This window comes from Modestobacter marinus (genome assembly GCF_019799945.1).
GTDB classification, from domain to species: domain Bacteria; phylum Actinomycetota; class Actinomycetes; order Mycobacteriales; family Geodermatophilaceae; genus Modestobacter; species Modestobacter marinus_B.
The window spans coordinates 40,844-49,133 of record NZ_JABGCH010000032.1 but is presented as its reverse complement, the minus strand read 5'-3'; the positions used below and the strand labels follow the sequence as shown (position 1 = coordinate 49,133).

Genomic DNA, 8,290 nt, shown 5'->3' with positions numbered 1-8,290 from the left:
CGCGACCGGCCGCTCCTACAGCGACAAGCCCACCATCCTGACCTCCATCCGGGCCCGGCTGCTCACCCTGCCCGTGGACACCGTGGTCAAGACCGGGCACGGGGAGGACACCACCATCGGTGCGGAGGTCGGCCGTGTCGATTGAGTCCCCGGGGGCGGAAGTGGCCACTTCCGCCCCCGGGGACGAGGGTCGGCCGACGCGGCGGCAGACCCGGCTCGCCCTGGAACGGGCGCTGCGGGGCGTGAGCTACGAGGTCCTGCCGCTGCGGGGCACGGAGGAGTCCGTCGTCGAGCACGTCCCCCGGACCGTGCCGCTCACCGTGACGGTGACCGAGGCCAAGGGCCTGACACCGACCGTCGAGCTGGCCGAGCGGTTGTCCGGGCACGGGTTCTCGGCCACACCGCACCTGGCCGCGCGGCTGGTCCGCGACGAGGCACACCTGGCCGACGTCACCGCACAGCTGCGTGCCGCGGGGGTGGACGGCGTGTTCGTCATCGGGGGTGACGCCGCCCAGCCCGCGGGGCGGTTCCCCGACGCGTTGTCCCTGCTCGAAGCGCTGGAGGCCGGCGGTCACCAGTTCCGGGAGGTGGGCATCGGCGGCCATCCCGAAGGACACGGGCACATCAGCGCCGAGCTGATCGAGCGCGCCCTCGAGCGGAAGGCCCCGCACGCAACCCACGTCATCACCCAGCTGTGCTTCCACCCCGCGACTACGGTGGCCTGGGCTCGACAGATCAGGTCGCGGGGCGTGGACCTACCGGTCCGGATCGGACTCCCCGGTGCGGTGACGCGCCAGAAGCTGGTGCGCATCTCGGCCGGTCTCGGGCTCGGCCAGTCCGCCCGCTTCCTGGCCAAGCAGCACAGCATGTTCTGGCGCTTCTTCCTGCCCCACGGCTACCGACCGGACCGGCTCGTCGAACGCCTCGCCCCTACCCTCGGGGATCCCGCGCACGACCTGCGGGCTTTCCACCTCTTCACGTTCAACGAGGTGGCGCGGACGGAGGCGTGGCGACAGGACTGGCTGGCCCGCCTGTCCGACGCGGGGACGAGGTAGCGGCAGGCGGTCGCCACGACGGGGAGGACGGCATGCACGGGCCCGACGTCCGGTACGGAGGCGTGACGCTCCTCGGCTCCCCGGAGGGCGGCCGCTACCCGTCCAGCAACTCGCTGCTCATCCGCGGAACGGAGGGCACCGTCCTGATCGACCCCTCCCTCGAGGTCGACCGACGGGGTGGACCGGGCGCGGACGTCGATCTCATCGCCGTCACCCATGCGCACGAGGACCACGTCGCGGGGCTCCGCCTGTTCCCGGAGGTGCCGGTCGTCGCCCACCCCGCGGAGGTCGCCGCCGTCCGCGATCCCGAGACGCTCCTGGCCGGCTCCGGCATGGCAGACGCCGACGCGGACGCCGTCCGCCACCAACTGCGCGACACCTTCCACGTGACCGGCCACCGGCACGTGGACGCCGCCGGCGACGGCGCGGTGTTCGACCTCGGACGGCGGTCCGTGACGATCGTCCACCTGCCCGGGCACACCGCCGGACACTGCGGCCTCCTCGTCGAGCCCGACGGGTTCCTGTTCCTCGGGGACATCGACCTGACGTCCTTCGGCCCCTACTACGGCGACCTCTCCAGCAGCCTCGAGGACTTCGTCACGTCGCTCGAGCGGCTCCGCGACATGGACGCCCGCTGGTTCGGGACCGCCCACCACGTCGGCGTGCTCGACGACCGGCGGCAGTTCCTCGATGCCCTGGACCGCTTCGCCGCGGTGATCGACCGCAGGGACGAGACTCTGCTGCACCTGCTCCGCGAGCCGCGGGCGCTGGCGGACGTCGTCGCGCACCGGCTCGTGTACCGGCCGCACGTCCAGCAGCCGTTCGCCGAGGCGGTCGAACGTCGGACCGCCGTCCTGCACCTGGACCGACTGGAGCGCCAGGGGCTCGTCGTCCCCACCCCCGACGGCTACGTCGCGGTGTGACGGACGGCGCCGCCCGCCGGCTCTGGACACGTGCGACGGGCCGGGAGGACGACGTCCTCCCGGCCCGGACCCACGCGACGGCGGCGCTCCGAGATCAGCGCGCCAGGCGCTGGGTCAGCCACTCGTGGAAGGCGCCGATGTGGTGCTCGGAGGGCACGAGCACGCCACCGTTGGCGTAGGCGCGGGAGGACATCGCCGGCTGCGTCCGCTCGCAGGCCTCGAAGTCCTGCTCGTTGACCCGGTGGAACAGCTCGACCGACCGGGTCACGTCCTTGCCCGACTCGACCACCTCGTGCGTGTACAGCCAGTCGCACTCCACGATCGTCCGATCGGCCGAGACCGGGAACATGCGGTGGAAGATCACGTGGTCCGGCACCAGGTTGATGAACACGGTCGGCCGGACGGTGATGGCGTAGTAGCGCCGGTCGTGATCCTCGTCGACGCCCGGGAGCTTGTCGAAGCCCTCGCTGCCGTCGACGGTGAAGCCCTTGACGTCGTCCCCGAACTCCGCGCCGTGCCCGACGAAGTACTGCGCCGCGTAGCCGTCGGCGAACTCGGGCAGCACCTCGGTGAGCTCCGGGTGGATCGTCGCGCAGTGGTAGCACTCCATGAAGTTCTCGATGATGAGCTTCCAGTTGGCCTTGACGTCGTAGGTGATCCGGCGCCCGACCTTCAACGAGTCGAGGTCGTAGGACTCGATCGACTTCACGTCCCCGAGTCGCTCGACCACGTCGGCGATGACCTCGTCCTCGAAGGACGGGGGCTCCTTCGCCAGGCACACCCACGCGTAGCCGAGCCACTCGCGCAGCGCCACCGGCACGAGGCCGTACTCGACCCGGTCGATGTCGGGCATCTTCGTCAGGTTCGGCGCCGCGACGAGCTTGCCGTCGAGGCCGTAGGTCCACGCGTGGTAGGGACACTGGAAGGCCCGGTTGACCTGACCCGAGTCCTCCGTGCAGATCTGCGCACCGCGGTGCCGGCAGATGTTGAGGAACGACCGCAGCTGCCCGTCCCGGCTGCGGACGACGAGGACGCTCTCCCTCCCCACCTGGATCTTCTTGAACGAACCGGGGGTCGGCAGGTCACTCGACCGCACGGCGCAGAACCACATGCTCTCGAAGATGTGGCTCTGTTCCAGCGAGAAGATGGCCGGGTCGGTGTAGTACTGGCCCGGCAGCGTGGAGATGAGGCTCGCGGGCAGGTCGGTGGTGGTCATACGGCACCTCGGGGTTCCGTCGGGCGATGTGGGACGCCGGGAAGTCGGACAGCGTAGGTCTGCGACAAACCACGGTCGTCGTCCGTCACAGACCTCGTCGACGACCGATGTGTTGCACATTACAGAGAGCGTCGCGCAGAGCGCAACAACTTCGCCCACGCGAACACCGGAAAAGCGACAGATGGCCCGTCACGACCGCCGAGTCGCTCGATCACGGCGATCAGGACGGCACGGAAGCTGCGAGGGCGCCCCCGACACAGCCGACGCGCCTTCCAGGACCCACCACCGGCGGCACGCCACGGGGGTCAGCGGGATCAGCCGAAGAAGCCCAGCCGCCGACTCAGCTCGTCGGCACCCGCCAGCAGCCGACGGGCGATCTTCGGGAAGTCCTCCGCGTCCATCCGGAAGGACGGCCCCGAGACGCTGAGGGCCGCGATCACGCTGCCGTCCGCGTCGCGCACGGGCGCAGCGACAGCGCTGAGACCGACCTCGTACTCCTCGACGGTCGAACCCCAGCCCCGCTCGACGATGCCGTCGAGGTGCTGCTGCAGGAGCTCCGGATCGGTGATCGTGCTGGGCGTGTAGCGCGGCATCTCCCGGGACAGCAGCGCCTTGCGGACCGCTTCGGGAGCATGGGCCAGCAGCACCTTGCCGCTCGAGGTGGCGTGGAGGGGGGTGCCCTGGCCCACCCAGTTGTGCGTGCTGAGCGCCGCCGGCCCGCGGACCTGGCTGACGTTCACGGCACGGTCGCTGTCCAGGATGGCGATGTTCACCGTCTCCTCGAGATCGGCGGCCAGCGCCTCGCAGATCGGCCGCCCCTCCTGGGCGATGTCCAGTTGCGCGGCGGCGGCGCCGGCCAGGCGCACGACCCCGAAACCAAGCCGGTACTTGCCCCGGTCGGCCAGCTGCTCGACGAAGCCCCTGCTCTCCAGCACGGCGACCAGCCGGAACGCCGTGGACTTGTGCACGCCCAGCTCGGCGGCCACCTCCGTGACGCCGGCCTCCCCGTGCGCTGCCAGGATCTCGAGCACGCTCAACGCACGGTCCACGGACTGGACCGCAGCGACCGAGCTGCGCTCTCCGTTCCCGACCTGGGGCCCACTCATGTCCTCAGCGTAGGTGGCACACCGGTACATGCGGCGGACTCCCTTGACGTGCCAGGAGTGCTGAGCCATGCTGTTGCGCTATAGGCGAGGAGTTGCGGTCCGCGCAACAACAATGGCCCTGGAGCGCCCATGATCCCGGTCTGTCCCACGACTGAGCTGCCGCCCGGCGAGGCGACCCGAGTCGAGGCCGACGAGCCCATCGCGGTCTTCAACGTCGACGGCGACTTCTACGCCATCGACGACACCTGCACCCATCAGGACGCCTCACTGGCCGACGGTTGGCTGGACGGCTGCTCCGTGGAGTGCCCGCTGCACGCCTCCTGCTTCGACCTGCGCACCGGGAAGGTGTCCGGCCCGCCGGCCAAGACGCCGGTCCGCACGCACCGGGTCGTCGTCCAGGACGGCATGGTCTACGTGCAGCCGGGGATCACCGCGGACGGTGCCGCGTGAGCCCCACCGTCGCCGTGGTCGGGGCCTCGCTGGCCGGCCTCTCGGCCGCCCGCGCGCTCCGGGACCAGTCCTTCGACGGCCGCGTCGTGGTCATCGGCGACGAGGCGCACGCTCCCTACGACCGCCCGCCGCTGTCCAAGGAGTTCCTGGCCGGCAAGGCCTCGCTGGACGACGTCACCCTGGGCACGCCCGACGACGAGGAACTCGGTCTCGAGTGGCGGCTGGGCACCACGGCGGTCGGCCTGGACCGGGTCAGCCGCTCGGTGCTGCTGAGCGACGGCAGCGAGGTCCGGGCGGACGGGGTCGTCCTCGCCACGGGCGCCCGCGCCCGGCGCCTGCCCGGCACCGAGGGACTGGCCGGTGTGCACGTGCTGCGTTCCCTGGACGACGCCGTCGCCCTCCGGGAGGACCTGGCCTCCGCCCGACGTCTCGTCGTGATCGGCGCCGGCTTCATCGGGGCGGAGGTCGCCTCCACGGCCCGCACGCTCGGGCTCGAGGTCACCGTCGTCGAGGCCATGCCCGTTCCGCTCGCCGGCCCCCTGGGCACCGAGATGGGAGCGGTGTGCGCCGAGTTGCACGCCGATCACGGCACCCGCCTGCTGACCGGCACCGGGGTCGCCGGGCTGGTCGGCACCGGCCGGGTCGAGGCCGTGGAGCTGACCGACGGCACCCGCCTGCCGGCCGACGTGGTGGTCGTGGGCATCGGCGCCATCCCGAACATCGAGTGGCTGGCCGACTCCGGCGTGGCCCTGGGCAACGGCGTCCTGACCGACGCCCGAGGAGTCACCAACATCCCGGGTGTGGTCGCCGTCGGCGACTGCGCAGCGGCGTGGTCGGTCTCCGCTGAGCGGCACGTCCGCATCGAGCACTGGACGCACGCGTTGGAGCAGCCGGCCACCGCGGTCGCCACCCTGCTGGGCGCCGAGGGCGCGGTGCCGACCTCGGTCCCCTACTTCTGGTCCGACCAGTACGGCGCCCGCATCCAGTTCGCGGGCTCGCGCCGCGAGGACGACGTCGCACGCGTCGTGGAGGGCAGCTGCGCCGACCGCAGCTTCCTGGTGGTCTACGAGCGCGAGGGCACGCCCGTCGCCGTGCTCGGGATGAACCAGCCCCGCCTGTTCACGCGGTGGCGCCGGCAGCTCCGCTCCGCGGTGCCGACGCCGTCCTGACCACCGGTCCGGCACGGACCGCCGGCCGCGCCACCCGTCTCGACCTCGACGCCGGACCCCACCGGGGCCCGGCGTCGAGGTCGTCGTGCGTGCCGACACCGCGCGGCCCGTCAGCACAGGCTCGCGCCCGCTGCCGGCTGACCGACCCGTCGCCGGCCGGCCCCACCCCAGACTGACCGCCCCGTCGCCGGTGGTCCACGGTCCGCAGCAGGTCGCCGACCCGCACGTGCCCCAGCGCCGTCGCCCGTACGGTCCCGGCGGGCAGCTGAGGTGGACCGGGCCGCTGAGGTGGACCGGGCCGGCCGACTCATCGACGGCGGCCCGGTGCGCGCGCACCGCGACAGCACGGAGCCTCCCGGCACCGGGACGACTGCTCAGCAGTCCCGGTGCCGGGAGGCTCTCACCGCGCGGCGGGTGCGCCGAGGGGCGGTGTGCTCCGAGAGGCGGTGTGCTCCGAGGGAGCAGGGCGCTCCTAGGGACGGGGGTCCATCGGCCGGCCGATCGCCTCCGCCGCGGGCGACTGGCTCTGGGCGGGGAGGGACCGGGCTCCCGCCGACGCCACGAAGTTGCCGTCCGGGCTCACCGATCTCCGGTCATCCGGCTCCGCGCCCGCCGTGGTCGTCCCCGCCACCACGTCCCGGGTGTCCGCCGCGGGGCCGGGAGTCTCCTCCACGACGATCACGAAGTCGTCGCCATGGCGGCTGATGCCGTCGACGACGGCCTTCTCGATCGCCAGCGCGGCGTAGTTGCCGCGCAGGACGATCGGGTCGCGGCGGAGGTCCTTGACCAGACTCACCGCCATCGCGGCCATCACCAGGGCGAACGGCAGCGCCGCGATGATCGTCAGGTTCTGCAGCCCGGTCAGCGCCGCGCCGTCCTCGCCCAGCAGCAGCATGATCGCTGCGACGGAGCCCATCACCACGCCCCAGAAGACGACGACCGAGCGGCTCGGCTCCAGGGTGCCGCGCTGCGAGAGCGAGCCCATCACGATCGAGGCCGCGTCCGCACCGGACACGAAGAAGATGCCGACGAGCAGCATCACGACCACGGTCGCGACGGTAGCCAGGGGGTACTGCTGGAGGACGGCGAACAGCTGCCCCTCCGTGGTCCCCTGCCCCGCGACGTCGACGCCGTCGCGCTGCGCAGCGATGCCCGCTCCGCCGAAGACGGCGAACCACAGCAGGCTGACCAGGCTGGGCACCAGGAGCACGCCGGTGACGAACTGCCGGATGGTCCGGCCACGGCTGATCCGGGCGATGAACAGCCCGACGAACGGGGTCCAGCTGATCCACCAGGCCCAGTAGAAGACCGTCCAGCCGCGCAGCCAGGCGGCCATCGGGTCACCGCCGGTGGCCTCCGTGCGCGCGGCCATCTCGCCGAGGTCGGAGAAGTAGCTGCCGAGGGCGTCGGGGAGGAGGTTGAGGATAAAGACCGTCGGGCCGACGACGAAGACGAACACGGCCAGCGTGAGCGCCAGGACCATGTTGATGTTGGACAGCCACTGGATCCCGCGGGCGATGCCGGAGACGGCCGAGGCGACGAAAGCCGCGGTCAGCACCGCGATGATCCCGACCAGGACGCCGCTCCCGACGTCGCCGGCCCAGCCGAGGATCTCCACCCCGCTCCCGATCTGCAGGGCGCCCAGGCCGAGGGAGGCCGCCGACCCGAAGAGGGTGGCGAAGATGGCCAGGACGTCGATGACCCGGCCTGCCGGACCGGCAGCCCGCCGCTCGCCGAGCAGCGGGACGAAGGCCGAGCTGATCAGCTGACGACGGCCCCGCCGGAAGGTGCCGTAGGCGATGGCCAGCCCGACGACGGCGTACATCGCCCACGGGTGCAGCGTCCAGTGGAACAGCGTGGTCGCCATCGCCGTCTGGATGGCCTGCGACGACTCGGCCTCGGTCGTGAGCGGCGGCGGTGAGACGTAGTGCGAGAGCGGCTCGGCGACCCCGAAGAACATCAGTCCGATGCCCATGCCGGCGCTGAACATCATCGCGATCCACGAGATGGTGCGGAACTCCGGCCGCTCGTCGTCCCGTCCCAGCGGGATCCGCCCGTACTTGCCGGCCGCCAGCCAGATCACGTACACGACGAAGCCCGACGCCAGCAGGACGAACATCCAGCCCAGGTTGCCGGTGACCCAGCTGAGGACCGATCCGCTCGCGGTGCCCAGGCCGGTGGGGCTGGCGAAGCCCCAGGCCACGAAGCCCAGCGCCATGGCCGCAGCGATGGCGAACAGGACGCGGTCCACCGCCCAGTGCCGATCGGCGACACACGGCGGCGGCTCGGCGATCGCCGGGTGGGTCTCCGCCTCCGGCCGGCTGCTCAGCGGACGGTTGGGCGGAGGTTGCTCGCGACGCGGTGGCTCCAT

General features: G+C 72.0%; 7 protein-coding genes. 4 read left to right on the top strand and 3 right to left on the bottom strand.

All coding sequences use genetic code 11. The annotated features are described in order from the left end of the window. Positions 1 to 161: 161 nt before the first annotated feature. Together HK417_RS20625 and HK417_RS20620 are read left to right on the top strand one after the other, a co-directional pair. On the top strand, positions 162 to 1,055 hold the full coding sequence (locus HK417_RS20625) for a methylenetetrahydrofolate reductase (protein WP_308123733.1): 894 nt from the start codon (positions 162 to 164) through the stop codon (positions 1,053 to 1,055). A gap of 32 nt (positions 1,056 to 1,087) precedes the next feature. Continuing rightward, positions 1,088 to 1,978, top strand: a complete 891-nt coding sequence (locus HK417_RS20620) for an MBL fold metallo-hydrolase (protein ID WP_222270737.1) — start codon at positions 1,088 to 1,090, stop codon at positions 1,976 to 1,978. 94 nt (positions 1,979 to 2,072) lie between these two features. Here the strand turns inward: HK417_RS20620 and HK417_RS20615 are convergent, their stop codons facing one another. Both HK417_RS20615 and HK417_RS20610 read right to left on the bottom strand, forming a co-directional pair. Continuing rightward, a complete protein-coding gene (locus HK417_RS20615; RefSeq protein WP_222270727.1) occupies positions 2,073 to 3,194 on the bottom strand; it encodes an aromatic ring-hydroxylating oxygenase subunit alpha in 1,122 nt (373 codons plus the stop codon). A gap of 314 nt (positions 3,195 to 3,508) precedes the next feature. Then, positions 3,509 to 4,300, bottom strand: coding sequence for an IclR family transcriptional regulator (locus HK417_RS20610; protein WP_222270725.1), 792 nt, complete (start codon positions 4,298 to 4,300; stop codon positions 3,509 to 3,511). 129 nt (positions 4,301 to 4,429) lie between these two features. Here HK417_RS20610 and HK417_RS20605 point away from each other — a divergent pair, with 129 nt between their 5' ends. Beyond that, a complete protein-coding gene (locus HK417_RS20605; RefSeq protein WP_222270699.1) occupies positions 4,430 to 4,750 on the top strand; it encodes a bifunctional 3-phenylpropionate/cinnamic acid dioxygenase ferredoxin subunit in 321 nt (106 codons plus the stop codon). After that, positions 4,747 to 5,919, top strand: coding sequence for an NAD(P)/FAD-dependent oxidoreductase (locus HK417_RS20600; RefSeq protein ID WP_222270697.1), 1,173 nt, complete (start codon positions 4,747 to 4,749; stop codon positions 5,917 to 5,919). The genes HK417_RS20605 and HK417_RS20600 overlap by 4 nt, the downstream gene beginning before the upstream one ends. Before the next feature lie 472 nt (positions 5,920 to 6,391). Here the strand turns inward: HK417_RS20600 and HK417_RS20595 are convergent, their stop codons facing one another. Further along, positions 6,392 to 8,290 (bottom strand): BCCT family transporter, encoded by a 1,899-nt coding sequence (locus HK417_RS20595; RefSeq protein ID WP_222270695.1) that lies wholly within the window; start codon positions 8,288 to 8,290, stop codon positions 6,392 to 6,394.

Bases quoted from the DNA above. Each gene is read 5' to 3' on its own strand.
- HK417_RS20610 (WP_222270725.1), bottom strand. From the start codon at position 4,300: ATGAGTGGGCCCCAGGTCGGGAACGGAGAGCGCAGCTCGGTCGCTGCG.
- HK417_RS20615 (WP_222270727.1), bottom strand. From the start codon at position 3,194: ATGACCACCACCGACCTGCCCGCGAGCCTCATCTCCACGCTGCCGGGC.
- HK417_RS20620 (WP_222270737.1), top strand. From the start codon at position 1,088: ATGCACGGGCCCGACGTCCGGTACGGAGGCGTGACGCTCCTCGGCTCC.
- HK417_RS20605 (WP_222270699.1), top strand. From the start codon at position 4,430: ATGATCCCGGTCTGTCCCACGACTGAGCTGCCGCCCGGCGAGGCGACC.
- HK417_RS20595 (WP_222270695.1), bottom strand. From the start codon at position 8,290: ATGGAGCCACCGCGTCGCGAGCAACCTCCGCCCAACCGTCCGCTGAGC.